This window comes from Mesorhizobium sp. CC13 (genome assembly GCF_039907765.1).
Classification (GTDB): domain Bacteria; phylum Pseudomonadota; class Alphaproteobacteria; order Rhizobiales; family Rhizobiaceae; genus Aminobacter.
On the sequence record NZ_JARDJI010000002.1, the window covers coordinates 160,886 to 178,489 of the forward strand.

Genomic DNA, 17,604 nt, shown 5'->3' on the forward strand with positions numbered 1-17,604 from the left:
GACTGCACAGGGGCATCATGCGCTTTCACAAGGCTGAAACCGCGTTCTTTTTCTTCATTGCGCTGATCTCGTCCGCGGCGCTGGCGACTTTCTATGCCTGGAGCCTGATCGATCATCCTGACATGGTCGACATGTCGGGGCTGGCCGGTACGATCGCATCACTGCAAGTGCTGCTGCTCGTGACCGCCGTGCTGCTTGCCGGCACGGTGGCGTTCGGTCTGTTCTTCATCCTGCCGCTCATCCGCACCCAACTGAAGGAGGGGGGCAAGCTGCGGGAAATGACCGCCTCGCTCAGCGCCCGTTCGCGCAACCTCGAACAGGCGGCGCTCACCGACGGGCTGACCGGCATGCAGAACCGGCGCTATTTCGACGATGCGCTCAAGGAATATCTCGGCGAATTCCGCCGCATCGGCAAGCCGGTCGGCCTGATGATCCTCGACCTCGACCATTTCAAGCAGGTCAACGACACCTACGGCCACGACGTCGGCGACGAGGTGCTTCGCTCCGTGGCCGCCTGCCTGAAGAGCATGACGCGATATCACGATGTGGTTGCGCGCCTGGGCGGCGAGGAGTTCGCGATCGTGGCGCCGAACATGGACCTTGCACTGTTGCAGCGTCTTGCCGAGCGGATGCGCAAGGCGATCGCCGCGCTGGAGATCAAAGGCGGCAGCGCCCAGCTCAGCGTGACCTCCAGCGTCGGGCTCGCGCTATGGGACCAGGAGGAGACGGCGGAGGAATTCTATCGCCGCGCCGACAAACAGCTCTACGAGGCGAAAAGGCAAGGCCGCAACCGCGTCTGCGCGTGACGCCGTCCCGGCAAAATCAGATCGCTCCGGCAGCTCAGCCGTTCGGCGGCCGGCCCCCGAAAGTGGTCGGGCGCAGGCCGAAACGGGTGTCGAAGTCGTCGTCCGGCTGCGGCCTCGAGGCCGGCTTGCGATAGTCGGAATCGCCTGCCTGCTTCTGGGTGTCGACGACATCGGCGAAGCCCAGGGCCGCCGGCGGCCTGGGGACGTTGCGCAGGCGTTCGACGACCGCGGCGAGATCGACCTCGTCGCTGCCGGCCGAGGCGGCCTCGGCGGCGCGCTTGGAGACGCCGGGGATCAGTTCCGACGGCAGTCTCTCGAATTTGAGGCGCATCGTGGTGGCGACGCCCTCGCCGAAGGCGATCGCCTCGCGCTGACCCATGGACGACAGGAAGGACAAGGTGGAGGCTGAGGAATCGGCGATCGCCGAGCGGATGATCGCCTGGTCCTGCTCGTTGGCGAGCCGCATGGCGAAGACGGTCGAGCATTGCGAAAGCACGGTCGGATCGAGTTCGCCTGGGCGCTGGGTGATCACGCCCAGGTAGCAGCCATATTTGCGGCCCTCCTTGGCGATGCGCGACAGCGCATGGCGGGTGGGCGCGAAGCCGAGCCGATGGTCGGCCGGCATGTAGCGGTGCGCTTCCTCGCAGAGCAGCAGGAGCTTGAGCCGTCCCTCGCTCCACAGCGCGAGGTCGAAGGCGAGGCGCGCCAGCACCGAGCAGACCGAGTTGACCACTTCCGAGGGCAGGCCGGCCATCTCGAAGCAGGTCACCGGGCGACCGTGGGTCGGCACGCGGAAGATGTTGCCGATGGTCTCGTGGATCGTGTCCTCGATCAGCCGCGAGTGGAACATGAAGCGGTAGCGCGGATCGGCGAGGGCGGATTCGATGCGGGTGCGCAGCGATTTCAGGATCGGCCGCTCGTTCTTGGATTCGAGCATGCCCATGCGCTCGTCGATCTGCTTGATGAGATCGGCGATGCGGTAGGGCACGGGCGTGTCGGCCGTCAGCGCGTCGGCACCTCTTCGCAAGAAGGCGCCGCCATGCGGGTTGCGGTAGAGGTTCTTGGCGGCCGGGATGAGGTCGCGCAGCACGTCGATCTCTTCGGCGTCGGTCTCGCGACCGCGGAACAGCACCTCGGCGAATTCCTCCAGACGGAACAGCCAGAAGGGCAGGTCGAGCGAGTTGGTGTCGATCTTGATGCAGTACTCCGGCAGCGAAGCGGCGAACTCGTTGTGCGGGTCCATGATCAGCACGCGCAGGTCCGGTCGCGCGGCGATCGCCTTGCGCAGCAGCAACGAGACCGCGGTCGACTTGCCGACGCCGGTGGTGCCGACAACAGCGAAATGGCGCGCCAGGGTCTCGTCGATGGCGATGCAGGCGTCGATCGTCTCGTCCTGCGACAGCCGGCCAATGGTGACGCTGTGGCGGCCGGCGAGGTCGTAGACGGCCTGCAGGTCACGGCTGCGGATGCGGTGGGCGATGGCGCCGATATGGGGATAGCAGGTGATGCCGCGGTCGAAGACCGGGCGCAGGTCCGGTCCGGTATCGCGGACCTCGCCGATGAGTTCGACGCTCACCTCTATGGGGTTGTCGCCCTCGCTGCTCCAGGAGCGGTCGGCCTTGCCGATCGAATAGACCAGCCCGATGGTGCGCGTCTCGCCGAGGTTGATCGAGATCATGCGCCCGACGGTCCAGAGTCCCGACGCCACCGCGCCGCCGCTTTCGGCATAGGCGCTGATGACGGCGCGCGCGCCGTCGCATTGCACCACGTTGCCGAGGATGCGGGCGTCGTCCTGCGACGGATCCCGCCGTTCCTGCGGATTTGCCGTCGTGACCTGGCGTTCGACGTACATCTTGGATTTTCTTCCCCAATTCCCTGTCGCGAATCCTAGCGCGACGCGGTTAAGGGCGGGTGAGGTCGCATGGTGTGGCAAGGGTTAAGCGAACGGTGAAAATTTGAACGATGGGGCGTCGAATGACGTTGCGGAAAATTTTCGCCGTTGCCGTTGACAGCGCGCCCGGGCCCGCATTAACGTCCGCGCCCATGAAGACGGCACTCATTCTCGTAGTAGGAACGCGCATGGGCAAGGCGGTGTAACCGCCGGGCGAAATCCCCCCATGCGCAGACGCAAGGCTCCCTCGGGGGCCTTTTTTATTGCCTGAAACAGGACTAAACGACCAGTAACCGCCGAGAACGGCAGAAGAAGACGGGACGGACCGATGAGCGGACATAGTGAAAGCGGGCGACGCGAAATGACCGGCGCCGAGATGGTGGTGCAGGCGCTGAAGGACAACGGCGTCAAGCACCTCTTCGGCTATCCCGGCGGCGCGGTCCTTCCGATCTATGACGAACTGTTCCAGCAGGACGACGTCCAGCACATTCTGGTGCGCCACGAGCAGGGCGCCGGACACGCGGCCGAAGGCTATGCGCGCTCGACCGGCAAGGCGGGCGTCATGCTGGTAACCTCCGGTCCCGGCGCCACCAATGCGGTGACGCCGCTGCAGGACGCGCTGATGGATTCGATCCCGCTTGTCTGCATCACGGGCCAGGTGCCGACCTCGCTGATCGGTTCCGACGCCTTCCAGGAATGCGACACGGTCGGCATCACGCGGCCCTGCACCAAGCACAATTGGCTGGTGAAGGACGTCAACGAGCTGGCCGGCATCCTGCACGAGGCCTTCCACGTCGCCACCACGGGCCGTCCCGGCCCGGTGGTCGTCGACATCCCCAAGGACGTGCAGTTCGCCAAGGGCATTTACACGCCGCCGCAGACGGCGCCGCGTACCTCCTACCAGCCGAAGGTCCAGGGCGACCTCGAGCGGGTGAAAGAAGCCGTGGCGCTGATGGCGTCCGCAAAGCGGCCGATCATCTATTCGGGCGGCGGGGTGGTGAACTCCGGTGCCGAGGCGAGCCACCTCCTGCGCGAACTGGTCGATTTGACCGGCTTCCCGATCACCTCGACGCTGATGGGCCTCGGCGCCTATCCGGCCTCGGGCAAGAACTGGCTCGGCATGCTCGGCATGCACGGCAGCTACGAAGCCAACATGGCGATGCATGATTGCGACGTCATGGTGTGCATCGGTGCGCGCTTCGACGACCGCATCACCGGGCGCCTGAACGCGTTCTCGCCGAATTCGAAGAAGATCCATATCGACATCGACCCGTCGTCGATCAACAAGAACGTGCGTGCCGACGTGCCGATCCTCGGCGATGTCGGCCGGGTGCTGGAAGACATGGTCCGCCTGTGGCGGGCGACCGCCAAGGCCGACAAGAAGGCGCTCTACCCATGGTGGGAGCAGATCGCCAGATGGCGCGCGCGCGACAGCTACGCCTACAAGGCCAACAGCGACGTGATCATGCCGCAATACGCCATCCAGCGGCTCTACGAGAACAGCAAGCACCTCGACACCTACATCACCACCGAGGTCGGCCAGCACCAGATGTGGGCGGCCCAGCACTACGGCTTCGAAAAGCCGAACCGCTGGATGACCTCCGGCGGCCTGGGCACGATGGGCTACGGCCTGCCGGCGGCGCTCGGCGTGCAGATCGCGCATCCCGAAGCGCTGGTGGTCGACATCGCCGGCGACGCCTCGGTGCAGATGTGCATCCAGGAGATGAGCACGGCGATCCAGTACGATGCGCCGATCAAGGTGTTCATCCTCAACAACTCCTACATGGGCATGGTGCGCCAATGGCAGCAGCTGCTGCACGGCAACCGCCTGTCGCACTCCTACACCGAGGCGATGCCCGACTTCGTCAAGCTGGCCGAGGCCTATGGCGGCCACGGCATCCGCTGCGAGAAGCCGGACGAGCTCGATGACGCGATCAAGGAGATGATCTCGGTGAAGAAGCCGGTGATCTTCGATTGCCGTGTGGCGACGCTCGCCAACTGCTTCCCGATGATTCCCTCCGGCAAGGCGCACAACGAGATGCTGCTGCCGGACGAGGCGACCGACGAGGCGGTGGCCAACGCCATCGACGCCAAGGGCCGCGAGCTGGTCTGAGGGCTGCCGTGCGGCCTTCCATGAAGGCCGCACATTCAACGAGTTAGCGCAAAAGCCTGAGATCGAGATTCATTCATGAACGCACAGCTACAACCCACCGGCTCGGCCTATTTCATCGCCAAGGAGACGGCGCTGCCGGAGACGCACACGCTGTCGGTGCTCGTCGACAACGAGCCCGGCGTGCTCGCTCGGGTCATCGGCCTGTTCTCCGGCCGCGGCTACAACATCGAAAGCCTGACCGTCTCGGAAACCGAGCACGAGAAGCACCTGTCGCGCATCACCATCGTGACGCGCGGGACGCCGCATGTGCTCGAGCAGATCAAGCACCAGCTCGAGCGCATCGTGCCGGTGCACCGCGTCGTCGACCTGACCGTCACGGCGCAGGAGCTCGGCACCGGCGGCGCACTGGAGCGCGAACTGGCGCTGGTCAAGGTTTCGGGCACCGGGGACGCCCGCGTCGAGGCGCTCAGGCTGGCCGACGCCTTCCGGGCCAAGGTGATCGACGCCAATACCGAGCACTTCATCTTCGAGCTGACCGGCAAGGTGTCGAAGATCGAGCAGTTCATCGCCATCATGAAGCCGCTCGGCCTGGTCGAGGTGTGCCGCACCGGCGTGGCGGCGATGAACCGCGGCCCGCAGGGGATGTAAGGGCAGAGCGCAACTCGCTTGTCGCCTGAACCTTGCCCGGCCTCGCCATCCTCGTGGCGGGGCTGCCTGTCCGCAACTTTTCGTTGTCGAAGGTGATTGCAAGAACGTTCGGGCCATGTAGTTTCCGGGCATTTCAGCTCAGCTCTTCAGTTGCCCCATGAATGACCTGACGAATCCGGAACTGTGGAACAAGATCGCCAGCTACAACTTCGACGATCCGCTGGCCGAAGCGCCGTTTTCAGCGCGACTGGCGCTTGAAAACAGCTGGACTGCCTGGCGCGCGAAGACTGTCGTCGATGAATACAGGCGTTTCATCTATCTGGTTTGCGTATCTGATGAACTGCTCAGCCCGTCGCCCGAGATCGACAAGGCGTGGCACCTGCATCTGACGTACACGAAGGACTACTGGAAGAGATTTTGCGGCGAGACCCTGGGGCGGGAGGTGCATCACTACCCGAGCAGTGGGCCAACCGACAGCCAAGGCTCCCTGCGCGAAGCCTATGCACGGACGCTGTCACTGCTGGCAAGTGAGTTCGGCAAGGAGCCTGTTACAGCTATCTGGCCAGAGGCTTCGGTGAGCGACCGGGGCCTTTCGACTGGAACATTTGCTTTGCCACCGACCAGTAATCTTAAGGACGCAATCCCTTTTTCCGTGGCGATGGTGCTGATAGGGATCGGCATCTCGTTGCTGTGGAGCAATGGCCTGATCGACAAAGTGGCAATCGTGGCCCTGTCGGTTGTCGGCATCATCGTTGCTGGCATCCTGTTCCTGCCAAACCGCCGCCGCCGCAAGGATCAAGGCGAAGGCTGTGGCGGTGGGTGCGGTGGCAGCAACGGCGGCGACGGCGGTGGTTGCGGCGGAGGCGATTGAGCTTGCCGCAACGAGGGTTCCCGGCACATCTGGCTTACCGTTCGGGCGTCTCTGGATCCTTGTTGAATCTTTCAAATAAGGTCAGCAATACTGACATAACATTACCCTTAGGGAGGGATCGGTGACATACGACGCATTCCTTGCATTGCTGGTCTATGCGTTCGTGACCTCGATCACGCCGGGGCCGAACAATTTCATGCTGCTGGCATCGGGCGTGAATTTCGGCTTCGTGCGCACGATCCCGCACATGCTGGGGATAGGCTTCGGCTTCCTGTCGCTCCTGCTCGGCGTCGGTTTCGGGCTTGGCGCGTTGCTGACGACCTTTCCGATCCTGCATGGCGGCCTCAAGATCGCCGGCGGCGCCTATCTGCTCTATCTCGCCTGGCGCATCGGCATGTCGCGCTCGCTCGGCAAGGACGGGGAAACCAAGGCGCGGCCGATGACTTTCCTGGAAGCGGCGGCCTTCCAATGGATCAACCCGAAGGCTTGGGTGATGGCTGTGACCGCCATGGCAGTCTACACCAGCCCGGAAGCGCCCTTCGTGTCGGTGCTGCTGATCTCGGGCGCCTTTGCGCTGGTCAACCTGCCGAGCGTTTCGAGCTGGGCCGGTTTCGGCATGGCGCTACGCGGCTTCCTGGCCGATCCCGTGCGGCTGAAATGGTTCAACATCGCCATGGGCCTGCTCTTGGCGGCCACGCTGTGGCCGATGCTCAAGTGACCGGCTGGACGCTTGTGCCGGCTCGCCACCGGGCATAGCCTCCGGCCATGTCGCACGATCACGATCATCACCACGACCACGACAACGAACTCGACCCGATGGCCGCGCGGGTGCGGGCGCTCGAGACCATCCTCACCCGCAAGGGGCTGATCGACCCCGCCGCAATCGACGTTATCGTCGACACCTACGAGACCAAGGTCGGCCCGCGCAACGGCGCACGCGTGGTGGCGAAGGCGTGGAGCGATCCGAGCTTTGCCGAGTGGCTGAAGCGCGACGCCACCGCCGCCATAGCCTCGCTCGGCTATACCGGGCGGCAGGGCGAGCACATGCAGGCGGTGTTCAACACCGACGAGACGCACAACCTCGTCGTCTGCACCCTGTGCTCCTGCTATCCGTGGTCGGTGCTGGGGCTGCCGCCGGTCTGGTACAAGGCGCCGCCCTATCGCTCGCGGGCGGTGATCGATCCGCGCGGGGTTCTGGAAGAGTTCGGGCTGACAGTGCCCGAGAACAGGAAGATCCGGGTCTGGGACTCGACCGCCGAGCTGCGCTACCTCGTCGTGCCGCAGCGGCCGGCGGGCACGGAAGGCTGGACCGAGGAGCGGCTCGCCGACCTGGTGACGCGCGATTCCATGATCGGAACCGGCGTGGCGCGGGAGGTCGCATGAACGGTCCTCACGACCTTGGCGGGCAGATGGGTTTCGGCCCGGTCGCGCCCGAAAGGGACGAGCCGATCTTCCACGCCGAATGGGAAAAGCGGGCGCTCGGGGTGACGCTCTGCGCCGGGGCGATGGGCGCCTGGAGCATCGACGAAAGCCGCTTCACCCGCGAAAGCCTGCATCCGGCCGATTACTATGCGTCGAGTTACTACGAGATCTGGATCAAGGCGCTGGAGCGGCTGCTCGAGCGGCACCGTTTCGTCACGGCCGGGGACCTTGCCGCGGGCCAGGCCATCGACCCGGCGGCCGAGCCGAAGCGGGTGCTGAAGGCCGAGAACGTGCCGGCCGTTCTGGCCAAGGGCGGGCCGTGCGACCGGCCGGTGTCGACGCCGGCGCGGTTTTCGTCGGGCGACCGCGTGCGGACCAGGAATTTTCACCCGACCGGCCATACCCGCCTGCCGCGCTATGCGCGAGGCAAAGTGGGCATGATCGACGCCGTTCGCGAGGGCTATGTGCTTCCCGACTCCAACGCGCACGGGAAGGGCGAAAACCCGCAATGGGTGTACACGGTGGTGTTTTCGGCCGGAGAATTGTGGGGCGAGGGCGCCGATCCGACGCTCGAGGTCAGCATCGACGCCTGGGAGAGCTATCTTGAGCCGGCATGACCTGCCTGCCGGTATGGACGAGCCGGTGTTCTCCGAGCCGTGGCAGGCGGAAGCCTTTGCCATGGTGGTGGCCCTGCATGAGCGCGGCGTGTTCAGCTGGGGCGAATGGGCGGAGCAGTTGTCGGCAGAGGTGAAAGCGCCTGGGGCCGCCGCCGACGGCAGCGACTATTACGAGCGCTGGCTGGCCGCCCTCGAGCGCCTGTTGGCGGAAAAGGGCCTCGCCGGGCACGACGAGGTCGACGCCATGACCTCGGCCTGGGAACGGGCTGCGCATGCAACGCCGCATGGCCAGCCGATATTGCTGGCGAACGATCCGGAGCGGTCACCCGGCTCGTAATGGTTGCGGCGGCTTCGCTTGTGCGGCGGATGCAGCCCAAAGCTGTCGGCGGCACATGGTTTCAGCATTGGGGTGCATGAAACTCCTCAGCAAATCTGACTGCCGCATCTAGAGTGCGGCAAGTCGGATTGGTTTTTGGTAACCTCAGAATGTTCTCCTTGTGTTCTAAAAATCTATACGATAATATTCGTGTGTTGGCACTTTAAGGTTGTGTTGATATGATTCTACACGTTAGAGATGAGGAGACGGATCGTATGGTCCGGGCTCTCGCAAGCCGGCGAGGCATTAGCATCACCGATGCGATCCGGGAGGCTGTTGAAGAGGCGTTGGCTGCTGAAAACAGCAAGCAGTCATTGTGGGAGCGTACGGCAGACCTACGGGCACGGGTTGGCGCATATCCACTGACCGGGAAGGTCGCTGACAAGCAGTTCTACGACGAACTCTGGGAGGAGGACGGCAAGTGAGCTTCGTGGATAGCTCCGCTCTGGTGGCTCTGATTGCTCCAGAGCCGGAGGGCGAGACTATCGCTCTCAAGCTTCAGCTCGAGCCGCCGCATTTCACATCCCCGCTTGTGATGTTCGAAACGGTGCTGGCACTTTGCCGTATTCGCGAGGCGCCTATCGAAGAAATGACCTTCATCGTGCACGATTATCTGGCGCGTGCCAGGATCTCCATCGAGCCCGTTGAAGCGGATACATATCTCGCGGCGCTACAGGCGTTCGATCGTTATGGCAAAGGGACCGGTCATCCGGCTCGCTTGAACTTTGGCGACTGTTTTTCCTATGCCGCAGCACGTCGTTCCGGTGTGTCGCTGATCTACAAGGGCGCCGACTTTTCTCATGCCGACATTGGCTGAACCGGCCAAATCCCTTGCCCTTCGCCACCGAATCCTGTCAGTCGAGCCCATGGAATTCTCTCCTCAGCAGGACGATGCGCTGCAGGCCGTGGCGCGCTGGCTCAAGTCCGGGCGGCCGCAGGTTTTCCGCCTGTTTGGCTATGCCGGTACGGGCAAGACGACGCTGGCGCGCTATTTCGCCGAGCATGTCGACGGCCAGGTGCAGTTCGCCGCCTTCACCGGCAAGGCCGCCCAGGTGCTGCGCTCGAAGGGCGCCACCAACGCCCGCACCATCCACTCGCTGATCTATCGGCCCAAGGGCGAGGAAGCGATTGCCGACGAGGCGACCGGCAAGACGTCGATGTCGCCGACCTTCTCGCTCAACCGCCAGAGCCCGATCGCCAAGGCCAAGCTCGTGGTTATCGACGAATGCTCGATGGTCGACGAGCAACTCGGGCGCGACCTGCTGACCTTCGGGACGCCGGTGCTGGTGCTGGGCGATCCGGCGCAGCTGCCGCCGATTTCGGGCGGTGGCTTCTTCACCGAGCATGAGCCGGATTTCCTGCTGACCGAGATCCATCGCCAGGCGCGCGACAACCCGATCATCCGGCTGGCGCTAGACGTGCGCGAGGGCCGCGAGTTCATGCGCGGCGACTATGGCACGGCCCAGGTCATCGGCAAGGAAGACGTGACCCAGGATCTCGTGCTCGGCGCCGATCAGGTGCTTGTCGGCACCAACCGGACGCGGCGGCGCTACAATCAGCGGCTGCGTGAGCTGAAGGGGTTCACCGCGGGCTATCCGCAGGCCGGCGACAAGCTGGTATGCCTGCGCAACGACCCGGCCAAGGGCCTGCTCAACGGCTCGTTGTGGAAGGTCATGACCTCGTCGCGCGAGACGGTGAAGCCGGGCATCAACCTCCTGGTGGCGCCGGAAGAGGACGACCCGGATCGCGGCGTCGCCAAGATCAAGCTGTTGAAACAGACCTTCGAGAATCCCGACGAGGACATCCCATGGGGCACCAAGAAGCGCTACGACGACTTCGACTATGGCTATGCGCTGACCGTCCATAAGGCGCAGGGTTCGCAGTGGAACGACGTCGTGCTGTTCGACGAGAGCTGGGCGTTCAAGGACACGCGCCAGCGCTGGCTCTACACGGCGATCACGCGCGCAGCCGAACGGCTGACGATCGTACGCTGATCAGATTCTTGGTTCGATCGGTCTGGCGCCGAGCCAGGCCCATGCCTTGGCCTCGTCCGCCGGCGGGAAATACCTGATCTCGATGGGGCTCAGAGGTGCGAAGAACCGCATCATCGCGCCTATCCAGGCGGGACCGCCGACCAGGGCATAGCGCCGTATGTGCTTGAATGCCTTGAATTCCTCCTTCCAGGTCGAGCTGCTGAAGATCGGCGACCAGTCGAAGCCTTCGTAGCCTTCGGCGCGTACCAGGATGTCGATCTTGTCTTGGCCCCGGTAGGCGGCGTCGAGCAGTCCGTAGGTGTTCTCGTAGTCTGCCGGGGTGAAGCGGCCGACGATTTCGAAGCCCAAGACATCGTTCCTGTCGGTTTCGATGCGGCGTACGGCAGGCCGGATATCCATCGATGCCATGAATGCCTCCTCGCAATTGGCGCCGCATGCGCCATGAATGCTGGAACACATAAAAAGGCTCTCTGTTCCCATCCTGGCCGTGCTAGGTCGGGACGACGCGAACCTGCCGTGAGTTGCCGATGCCTGCCAAGCTTTCCGTGAATCTCAATGCCATCGCGATGCTGCGCAACCGGCGGGACCTGCCCTGGCCCAGCGTCACCGGCCTTGGGCGCATCGCGCTGGCCGCCGGCGCGCACGGGCTGACCGTGCATCCTCGTCCCGACCAGCGGCATGTGCGCTTCACCGACCTGCCGGAGATCCGGGCCCTGATCGACGACGAGTTCCCCAAGGCCGAGTTCAACATCGAGGGCTACCCGGCAGAGGATTTCCTGGAGCTGGTCGAGAAGCACCAGCCGGAGCAGGTAACGCTGGTGCCGGACGATCCGGCGCAAGCGACCTCCGACCACGGCTGGAACTTCGTGGCGGAGGCAGGGTTCCTCAAGCCGATCGTGGCGCGCCTGAAGAAGGGCGGCTTTCGCGTGTCGCTGTTCTCCGACCCGGACCCGGCCGGCGTGAACGCGGCGCGCGATACCGGTGCCGACAGGATCGAGCTGTTCACCGGGCCATACGGTGCAAACCACGCGGACCCCGCGCAGGCAGCCAGGCATCTGGAGTTGCTTGGCAGGACTGCCGACGCAGCGCGGGGGGCAGGACTGGCGGTCAATGCGGGACACGACCTGACGGTCGCCAACCTGCCGAAGCTGATCGGCCGCATCCCGGCGCTCGCCGAAGTCTCGATCGGCCACGGCCTCACGGCCGATGCGCTCGAATACGGCATGTCGCGCACGATCGAGCGCTATCTGAAGGCATGCGGGTGGTGACGATCCGGTCGCCGCTATGCGTTTCTGAAGATTAGCTGTTACAAATCAGCTGTTGCTTTTGCCACCTAGCGAGGGTAGAGCCCCGCGGCTTCACGGAGACTCGTCCATGGCCGACGCCGACGCTGGCAAGGTGGAAAAGAACGGGCAGAACGTCCCGACGGATGCCCATTCCCAGGACATCAGGTTTCTGATCATCGGCGCGCTGGGCGTCGTGTTCGGCGATATCGGGACGAGCCCGATCTACGCCTTCCGCGAGGCGCTGGTCGCGTCCTCCTCGGGCGGACAGGTGGCATCGCGCGAGGATATCCTCGGTGTGCTGTCGCTCATCATCTGGGCGCTCACGATCATCGTCACCGTCAAATACGTCATGTTCGTGCTGCGCGCCCACAACCGCGGCGAGGGCGGAACGCTGTCGCTGATGGCGCTCGCCCGCCGCAGCTATGCCAAGCGCTCGGGCCTGATCCTTGCGCTCGGCATGGTCGGCGCCTCGCTGTTCTACGGCGATGCGGTCATCACCCCGGCGATTTCGGTGCTGTCGGCGGTCGAAGGGCTCAAGGTCGTGACACCGGCGTTCGATCCCTATGTCGTGCCGCTGACCCTGGTGATCCTTGCCCTGGTGTTTGCCGTGCAGCGCTTCGGCACGGGCGGCGTGGCGATCATCTTCGGGCCGATCACGCTCGTCTGGTTCCTGGCGATCGGCTATGCGGGCATAGTGCACATCGCCGATGACCCCGAGATCCTGCTTGCGGTCAATCCCATCTACATCGTCCAGTTCCTGGTGAACCAGCCGGAGGTTTCGTTCGTGACCATCGGCGCGATCTTCCTGGCCGTGACCGGTGCCGAGGCGCTCTACGCCGACCTCGGCCATTTCGGCCGGCGGCCGATCGTGCTCGCCTGGCTGGCCATCGTCTTTCCGAGCCTGCTGCTCAACTATGCCGGCCAGGGCGCTTTCGTGCTCGCCCATGGCGGCACCGTCGGCCATCCCTTCTTCGAGATGAACGAAGGCTGGATGCTGGTGCCGATGGTGGTGCTCGCCACCGCCGCCACCGTGATCGCCAGCCAGGCGGTCATCAGCGGCGCCTATTCGCTGACCCGCCAAGCGGTGCAGCTCAACATGCTGCCGCGACTGGCGATCCTGCACACATCGGAGACGACGCTCGGGCAGATCTACATGCCGCGCGTCAACCTGCTGCTGGCGTTGGCGGTGATGCTGCTGGTGGTCGGCTTCGGCGAATCGAGCCGGCTGGCCGCGGCCTACGGCATCTCCGTCACCGGCAACATGCTGGTGACGACGCTGCTGCTGTCGATCGTCATGCTGCGCATCTGGCGCTGGCCGGTTGCCACCGTCATCGCTGCCACTAGCGTGTTCGCCCTCATCGACATCGGCTTCTTCCTGTCCAACATCGTCAAGGTGTTCGAGGGCGGCTGGGTGTCGCTCGCGGTCGCCTTCCTCATCATCGTCATCATGTGGACATGGGTGCGCGGCAGCCGCTACCTGTTCGAGAAGACGCGCAAGAACGAGATTCCGCTCGATTTCCTTGCCGAGAACCTGAGCAAGAAGAAGCCGCAGCTGGTTCCGGGCACCGCAGTGTTCCTGACCAGCGACCCGGAAAGCGCCCCGACCGCGCTGATGCACAGTCTCAAGCACTACAAGGTGCTGCACGAGCAGAACGTCATCCTCTCGGTGGTGACCGCCCAGCAACCGGTGGTGCCGGACAGCGAGCGGGTCAAGATGGAGCAGGTCAACGAGCTGTTCATGCGCGTGAAGCTGAAATTCGGCTACATGGAGCAGCCGAACATTCCCAAGGCGCTGGCCATCTGCCGCAAGCAGGGCTGGAAGTTCGACATCATGACGACCTCGTTCTTCCTGTCGCGCCGTTCGCTGAAGGCCTCGCCCAATTCGGGCATGCCGATCTGGCAGGACAGGCTGTTCATCGGCCTGGCCCGTACGGCCGCCGATGCTACGGAGTATTTCCAGATCCCGACCGGCCGCGTGGTCGAAGTCGGCACGCAGGTGTCGATCTAGCGGGGCAATGTGAAGCATTGCCAACGCACCATCTGCCCGTGACTGTCGGTTGCGGGCGGACGGGTTCATGAACGGTCGAAAACTTCACATCGCAATCGCTGGCGCCGGTCCGGCGGGGCTGGCCGCGGCGCTGTATCTCAAGCGCGACGGGCACCGCGTCACCGTGCTCGAGCGCTTCGACGAGCCGAAGCCGCTCGGCTCGGGCCTGATCCTGCAGCCGACGGGGCTAACCGTGCTCGACGATCTCGGCCTGCTGGACGAGACCCTGCATCTCGGCAGCCGCATCGACAGGCTTCACGGCACCGACGCCGAAAGCGGGCGAACGGTGCTCGACGTTCGCTACGACGCCCGGAGCGGCGGGCGTTTCGGGGTGGCGGTGCATCGCGCCGCCCTTTTCGGAGTGCTCCACGGGGCAGCGCGGCGCGAGGGCATCGACATTGCCACCGGCATCGACCTTGCGGCCGTCGAAACAGGTGAGGCGCCGCTGCTGCGCGACGGCTCGGGGCGTGCGCTCGGCAGTTTCGACCTCGTCGTCGATGCGACGGGCGCGCGCTCCAGGCTGCGCGGCAGCGCCGGGCTGACGGACCAGCCCAGGCCGCTCGAATACGGCGCCTTCTGGGCCTCGCTCGATTGGCGGGCAACGGGCTTCCAGGAACATGCGCTGAGCCAGCGCTACCGCCGCGCCAGCGTGATGATCGGCGTGTTGCCGATCGGCCGGGCCGAGCCGGCTGGGCGCGACATGGCGGCATTCTTCTGGAGCCTGAAGCCCGCGGCGGCGGAGCGCGTTCGCGCCGAGGGTCTGGATGCCTGGAAGGCGCGGGTCGCGTCGCTCTGGCCGGAGTGCTCGGCCTATCTCGACCAGATCACCGACTTCGACCAGTTGACGCTGGCACGTTACGGCCAGCACACGTTGCGGCATCCCGCGGCGCGCGGCTTTGCGGTGATCGGCGACGCGGCCCATTCGACCAGCCCGCAACTGGGGCAGGGGGCGAACATGGCCCTTCTGGATGCGGCCGCCCTGGCCCATGCGCTTCGCCGGCACGGGGTTCTCGATGCCGCGCTGACCGCCTATGTCCGCTCGCGCCGCGCGCATGTGCGGCTGTTCCAGGCGCTGTCCTACGCGTTCACGCCCTTCTACCAGTCGGATTCCGTGCTGCTGCCGCTGCTGCGCGACAGGCTGGTGGCGACGGTGGCGAAAGTGCCGCCGGCGCCACAGATCCTTGCCTCGATGGTCGCCGGCACGCTGATCGATCCCTTCGGCCCGATCGGGCTCAGGGAAGCGCCATGGCATGATCGGCTGCGTCCGGCAGCCGAGACCGTTGCGAGCATTCCCCTGGGCTAAGGGCACCGTGCAGGCAGTATGCCTTCCATCATCGGATCAGGGAATGATCCGGCGCTGCCGCATGTCAGCAAACGCGCGCTGGAACATCTCCTCTGTATCGACGAAATCGTGGAAGCCGAAGCGGCGTGCCTTGGTGCCGTCGCCGAAAAAGTCGTAGTCCCAGCCGAAGACGAAGTCGGCAAAACGCCACGACGAGACGTCGCCGTAAAGCGTGTCGGCCAGCCCATGCCGGGCCTTCATCCTTTCCCAAAGCGGCTGCTTGTCACTCATGATCGTGTCCAGCGACATGGGCAGGGGTGGGGCCGTGTCGAGGCCGAAGCTGGCGGCGATCTTCGGCCACATCTCGTTCCAGCGAAACAGGTCGCCATTGGTGATGTTGAATGCCTGGTTGGCGCAGCGTTCGTCCGTTGCGGCCCAGACAGTGGCCCGCGCCAAAAGGCCGGCGTCGGTCATCTCGATGATCTTGTCGTAGGCGCCGGGCTTGCCGGGAAAACGCAGCGGCAGGCCAAGCTCCCTTGACACCGACGCATAGACGCCAATGGCGATGGCAAGGTTCATCGGATTGCCCAGCGCCTGGCCGATGACCACCGAAGGGCGCAGCGCCGACCAGCTCCAGCCCTTGCCCTTCCGCCTGTCTTCGAGCAGGTCCTGCTGGTCTATGTTGAATTCCGGCGGCATGTGGTTGGCGTCGGTCTCGCGCGCCGGCGTCTTGAACGGCCCGAGATGCGCGCCATAGACCTTGTAGCCCTGCATCAGGCTGATGTGGCGCAGGTTCCTGGCTATCGGCTCGACCGTGTCGACGGTATTGCGCAGCATGGCGACATTGGGCTCGACAAGTTCCGCCCAGGTCGGCCGGTCCTGATAGGCCGCATAGAAGATGTGGGTGACGTCGCTCAGGCCGCCGAGTTTTTCCCTTGTGTCCCGACGATCCAGCAGATCCACTGCGATATGGCGAACTTGGCCCTGATCCGGGCCGCCGCGCCGCGACAGCCCGACAATGTTCCAGTTTCCGAGTTCGGCCAGGTGGCTGGCCAGGTTGCTGCCGATGACGCCATGGGAACCGACGATAAGGGCTGTGTTGGTTTTCATCATCCAGATCTCCTGTAGACCGCTGATATGGACGGGATTAGCAGGATGAAGTAGACGTCGAATGATCTCAGGATTTATGACGTGAATTCACAATGATGCGCGTGGACGTCAATCGTTTCGGCGAGATGGAAGTGTTTGCCCGGGCCGTGGAGAGCGGCGGCTTCTCGGCCGCGGCGCGCGCGCTGTCGATGTCGCCCTCGGCCGTCAGCAAACTGGTGTCGCGGCTGGAGAACCGGCTCGGGACGCGGCTGGTCAACCGTTCGACCCGTCGTCTGCAGCTGACGGCGGAAGGCTGCGCCTTCTACGAGCGCAGCGTCGCCATCCTCGCCGACCTCAGGGAGGCGGAGCAGTGCGCGGCAGCCGGCGAGGCGCCGCGCGGGCGCCTGCGCATCAACGCCAATGTACCGTTCGGCAAGCATTTCCTGTTGCCGCTGCTGCCGCAGTTCCTGGCCAGGTACCCTGAGGTATCCGTCGATGTCGCCTTGTCCGACATGGTCGTAGACCTTCTGGAGGCGCGTGCCGACGTGGCGATCCGGGCCGGGCCGATGAAGAGTTCCAGCCTCGTCGCGCGCAAGCTGGGCGCTACCCGGATGACGATCGTCGGCGCGCCGTCCTATTTCGCCACGCGGGCAATGCCGCGCACAGTCGAAGAGCTGAAGCGGCACAATCTGCTTGGGCCGTCTTATGTCCGCACCATGCCGGCATGGCCGCTGCTGCAGGATGGTGCCGTCGTCGACGTTGTGCCGACCGGCAACGTGCAGGCCAGCGACGGCGAGGCGTTGCGCGAACTGGCGCTGGCCGGCCTCGGGTTGGCTCGACTTGCGGCTTTCCAGGTGCAGGGCGATCTGGCGGCTGGCAGATTGGTCAGCGTGCTCGAGGGCGCCAATCCAGGCGATCTCGAGGACGTGCATGCTGTGTTTCTGGGGAGTGGTGGGCCGGTGCCGGCGAGGGTGAGGGCGTTGCTCGATTTCCTGGCCGAGACCGTCGATCTCGGCGCTGCCTGAGCCAATTGGCGGCAGACCCCGCAGCCTCCAACGTGCTGTCGTGACAGGTCGGCCGATAATTGCATCCATCCTCAAGAATCCGATTGCAGGTCCCCCGGGGAATGGGCTATCAACCGAACCGTAACGTACGGTACGGC

General features: G+C 64.7%; 18 protein-coding genes. 15 read left to right on the forward strand and 3 right to left on the reverse strand.

The annotated features are described in order from the left end of the window. Positions 1–17 precede the first annotated feature (17 nt). Positions 18–806 carry a GGDEF domain-containing protein gene (locus tag PV773_RS03815; RefSeq protein ID WP_347965072.1) on the forward strand — a complete coding sequence of 263 codons (789 nt, stop codon included), beginning with the start codon at positions 18–20 and terminating at the stop codon, positions 804–806. A gap of 34 nt (positions 807–840) precedes the next feature. Here the strand turns inward: PV773_RS03815 and PV773_RS03820 are convergent, their stop codons facing one another. Next, the gene (locus PV773_RS03820) at positions 841–2,658 is read right to left on the reverse strand and encodes an ATP-binding protein (protein ID WP_347965073.1); all 1,818 of its coding nucleotides are present in this window, start codon (positions 2,656–2,658) and stop codon (positions 841–843) included. A gap of 367 nt (positions 2,659–3,025) precedes the next feature. On the opposite strand from PV773_RS03820, the gene PV773_RS03825 reads away from it, so the two are divergent. The 10 genes from PV773_RS03825 to PV773_RS03870 all read left to right on the forward strand — a co-directional run bounded on the left by PV773_RS03825 (position 3,026) and on the right by PV773_RS03870 (position 10,738). Beyond that, positions 3,026–4,810, forward strand: coding sequence for an acetolactate synthase 3 large subunit (locus PV773_RS03825; protein WP_347965074.1), 1,785 nt, complete (start codon positions 3,026–3,028; stop codon positions 4,808–4,810). Positions 4,811–4,885: 75 nt separating this feature from the next. Then, positions 4,886–5,458 carry an acetolactate synthase small subunit gene (gene ilvN / locus PV773_RS03830; protein ID WP_347965075.1) on the forward strand — a complete coding sequence of 191 codons (573 nt, stop codon included), beginning with the start codon at positions 4,886–4,888 and terminating at the stop codon, positions 5,456–5,458. 157 nt (positions 5,459–5,615) lie between these two features. Then, on the forward strand, positions 5,616–6,329 hold the full coding sequence (locus tag PV773_RS03835; RefSeq protein ID WP_347965076.1) for a hypothetical protein: 714 nt from the start codon (positions 5,616–5,618) through the stop codon (positions 6,327–6,329). Positions 6,330–6,450: 121 nt separating this feature from the next. Further along, positions 6,451–7,047: a LysE family translocator gene (locus PV773_RS03840; protein ID WP_347965077.1), complete on the forward strand. Its 597-nt coding sequence runs from the start codon at positions 6,451–6,453 to the stop codon at positions 7,045–7,047. A gap of 47 nt (positions 7,048–7,094) precedes the next feature. Next, a complete protein-coding gene (nthA, locus tag PV773_RS03845) occupies positions 7,095–7,712 on the forward strand; it encodes a nitrile hydratase subunit alpha (RefSeq protein WP_347965078.1) in 618 nt (205 codons plus the stop codon). Next, the gene (nthB, locus tag PV773_RS03850) at positions 7,709–8,368 is read left to right on the forward strand and encodes a nitrile hydratase subunit beta (RefSeq protein WP_347965079.1); all 660 of its coding nucleotides are present in this window, start codon (positions 7,709–7,711) and stop codon (positions 8,366–8,368) included. Before nthA ends, nthB begins: the two co-directional genes overlap by 4 nt. Before the next feature lie 13 nt (positions 8,369–8,381). Next, positions 8,382–8,705 (forward strand): nitrile hydratase accessory protein, encoded by a 324-nt coding sequence (locus tag PV773_RS03855; RefSeq protein WP_347965420.1) that lies wholly within the window; start codon positions 8,382–8,384, stop codon positions 8,703–8,705. 218 nt (positions 8,706–8,923) lie between these two features. Further along, entirely contained in the window at positions 8,924–9,169 is a 246-nt protein-coding gene (locus PV773_RS03860; protein WP_347965080.1) for a type II toxin-antitoxin system VapB family antitoxin, read from the forward strand. Beyond that, entirely contained in the window at positions 9,166–9,561 is a 396-nt protein-coding gene (locus PV773_RS03865; RefSeq protein ID WP_347965081.1) for a type II toxin-antitoxin system VapC family toxin, read from the forward strand. The genes PV773_RS03860 and PV773_RS03865 overlap by 4 nt, the downstream gene beginning before the upstream one ends. Before the next feature lie 49 nt (positions 9,562–9,610). Further along, complete coding sequence (locus PV773_RS03870; RefSeq protein ID WP_340038803.1) at positions 9,611–10,738, forward strand: ATP-dependent RecD-like DNA helicase; 1,128 nt, start codon at positions 9,611–9,613, stop codon at positions 10,736–10,738. On the opposite strand, the gene PV773_RS03875 is transcribed toward PV773_RS03870, so the two are convergent. Further along, entirely contained in the window at positions 10,739–11,146 is a 408-nt protein-coding gene (locus tag PV773_RS03875; protein ID WP_347965082.1) for an STAS/SEC14 domain-containing protein, read from the reverse strand. Positions 11,147–11,265: 119 nt separating this feature from the next. On the opposite strand from PV773_RS03875, the gene PV773_RS03880 reads away from it, so the two are divergent. The 3 genes from PV773_RS03880 to PV773_RS03890 all read left to right on the forward strand — a co-directional run bounded on the left by PV773_RS03880 (position 11,266) and on the right by PV773_RS03890 (position 15,374). Next, entirely contained in the window at positions 11,266–12,006 is a 741-nt protein-coding gene (locus PV773_RS03880; protein ID WP_347965083.1) for a pyridoxine 5'-phosphate synthase, read from the forward strand. A 106-nt stretch (positions 12,007–12,112) separates the two neighbouring features. Continuing rightward, positions 12,113–14,032: a potassium transporter Kup gene (locus tag PV773_RS03885; protein WP_347965084.1), complete on the forward strand. Its 1,920-nt coding sequence runs from the start codon at positions 12,113–12,115 to the stop codon at positions 14,030–14,032. A gap of 67 nt (positions 14,033–14,099) precedes the next feature. Then, on the forward strand, positions 14,100–15,374 hold the full coding sequence (locus tag PV773_RS03890; RefSeq protein WP_347965085.1) for an NAD(P)/FAD-dependent oxidoreductase: 1,275 nt from the start codon (positions 14,100–14,102) through the stop codon (positions 15,372–15,374). A gap of 36 nt (positions 15,375–15,410) precedes the next feature. On the opposite strand, the gene PV773_RS03895 is transcribed toward PV773_RS03890, so the two are convergent. Next, positions 15,411–16,466: an SDR family oxidoreductase gene (locus PV773_RS03895; protein ID WP_347965086.1), complete on the reverse strand. Its 1,056-nt coding sequence runs from the start codon at positions 16,464–16,466 to the stop codon at positions 15,411–15,413. Positions 16,467–16,555: 89 nt separating this feature from the next. Here PV773_RS03895 and PV773_RS03900 point away from each other — a divergent pair, with 89 nt between their 5' ends. Next, positions 16,556–17,467, forward strand: a complete 912-nt coding sequence (locus PV773_RS03900; RefSeq protein ID WP_347965087.1) for a LysR family transcriptional regulator — start codon at positions 16,556–16,558, stop codon at positions 17,465–17,467. The last annotated feature ends 137 nt before the right edge of the window (positions 17,468–17,604 follow it).

Excerpts from the sequence above, each read along its gene's own strand:
- PV773_RS03835 (WP_347965076.1), top strand. The coding sequence starts at position 5,616 with ATGAATGACCTGACGAATCCGGAACTGTGGAACAAGATCGCCAGCTAC.
- PV773_RS03825 (WP_347965074.1), top strand. The coding sequence starts at position 3,026 with ATGAGCGGACATAGTGAAAGCGGGCGACGCGAAATGACCGGCGCCGAG.
- PV773_RS03860 (WP_347965080.1), top strand. The coding sequence starts at position 8,924 with ATGATTCTACACGTTAGAGATGAGGAGACGGATCGTATGGTCCGGGCT.
- nthB (WP_347965079.1), top strand. The coding sequence starts at position 7,709 with ATGAACGGTCCTCACGACCTTGGCGGGCAGATGGGTTTCGGCCCGGTC.
- PV773_RS03900 (WP_347965087.1), top strand. The coding sequence starts at position 16,556 with ATGATGCGCGTGGACGTCAATCGTTTCGGCGAGATGGAAGTGTTTGCC.
- PV773_RS03815 (WP_347965072.1), top strand. The coding sequence starts at position 18 with ATGCGCTTTCACAAGGCTGAAACCGCGTTCTTTTTCTTCATTGCGCTG.
- PV773_RS03820 (WP_347965073.1), bottom strand. The coding sequence starts at position 2,658 with ATGTACGTCGAACGCCAGGTCACGACGGCAAATCCGCAGGAACGGCGG.
- PV773_RS03855 (WP_347965420.1), top strand. The coding sequence starts at position 8,382 with ATGGACGAGCCGGTGTTCTCCGAGCCGTGGCAGGCGGAAGCCTTTGCC.
- PV773_RS03885 (WP_347965084.1), top strand. The coding sequence starts at position 12,113 with ATGGCCGACGCCGACGCTGGCAAGGTGGAAAAGAACGGGCAGAACGTC.
- PV773_RS03880 (WP_347965083.1), top strand. The coding sequence starts at position 11,266 with ATGCCTGCCAAGCTTTCCGTGAATCTCAATGCCATCGCGATGCTGCGC.
- PV773_RS03875 (WP_347965082.1), bottom strand. The coding sequence starts at position 11,146 with ATGGCATCGATGGATATCCGGCCTGCCGTACGCCGCATCGAAACCGAC.
- PV773_RS03890 (WP_347965085.1), top strand. The coding sequence starts at position 14,100 with ATGAACGGTCGAAAACTTCACATCGCAATCGCTGGCGCCGGTCCGGCG.
- ilvN (WP_347965075.1), top strand. The coding sequence starts at position 4,886 with ATGAACGCACAGCTACAACCCACCGGCTCGGCCTATTTCATCGCCAAG.
- PV773_RS03870 (WP_340038803.1), top strand. The coding sequence starts at position 9,611 with ATGGAATTCTCTCCTCAGCAGGACGATGCGCTGCAGGCCGTGGCGCGC.
- nthA (WP_347965078.1), top strand. The coding sequence starts at position 7,095 with ATGTCGCACGATCACGATCATCACCACGACCACGACAACGAACTCGAC.
- PV773_RS03895 (WP_347965086.1), bottom strand. The coding sequence starts at position 16,466 with ATGATGAAAACCAACACAGCCCTTATCGTCGGTTCCCATGGCGTCATC.